We start from the raw sequence: 667 nt of genomic DNA, 5'->3' as shown, positions 1-667 counted from the left end.
GGCGTGCGGCGCGGGGGCGCCGTGGGGGCCGGGGGCGCTCCCGGTGGCCGTGTGCGCCGGGGGCATGCCCCCCGCGCCCTCGGGGGATGCGTTTCGGCGGTACCGCGACCAGTAGGCGGTGCCCGCGGTGGCGACCGACAGCAGCACGGCGAACGCCAGGACGGAGCCGTTGTGGAGCGTCGACAGCAGCAGCCCGCAGCCGGTCAGCGCGCACAGTACTGCGGTCAGCCCCTGGCCGTCGACGCGGCCGGACAGGAGTCGGCGCGCCTCGTTCTCGTCCTCGCCCTCAAGAGGGAGCAGCAGCCAGGCGAAGCCGTAGACGATCAGGCCGATGCCGCCGGTGACCGCCAGCACGCCGAGCACCACGCGGAAGACCACGGGGTCGATGTCGACGTGCCGGCCGAGGCCGCCGCAGACGCCGCCGATCACCTTGTGGTGGCGGCTGCGGCGCGGGGCCGGCCCGCGCCGGGGCGCGGCGGCCCCGGCGGGGCCGGGCCGGGCGGGCTGCTGATCGCTCATACGCCCATGGTGACGGCCCCGCGCCCCGCCCGGCACCCAGGACGACCCTGGCCCCGGGCGCGTCCGCACGGGCGCGTCACACGCCCGCAAGGCGTGGGCGGAGCCCAAGTACCGACGCCAGCCGGGAGGCCGCCAGGCGAAGCACCCC

Annotated in this window: 1 protein-coding gene; it reads right to left on the bottom strand. The window is 78.0% G+C overall.

The window, feature by feature from the left end; translation table 11 throughout:
* A partial coding sequence (locus ACSNOD_RS31590; RefSeq protein WP_436770503.1) for a PspC domain-containing protein occupies nucleotides 1–519 on the bottom strand: 519 nt, incomplete at its 3' end.
* Nucleotides 520–667: the final 148 nt, after the last annotated feature.

This window comes from Streptomyces sp. URMC 123 (genome assembly GCF_051386515.1).
Taxonomy (GTDB): Bacteria; Actinomycetota; Actinomycetes; order Streptomycetales; family Streptomycetaceae; genus Streptomyces.
The sequence above is the reverse complement of the archived record's forward strand: the minus strand, read 5'-3'. Positions and strand labels throughout refer to the sequence as shown.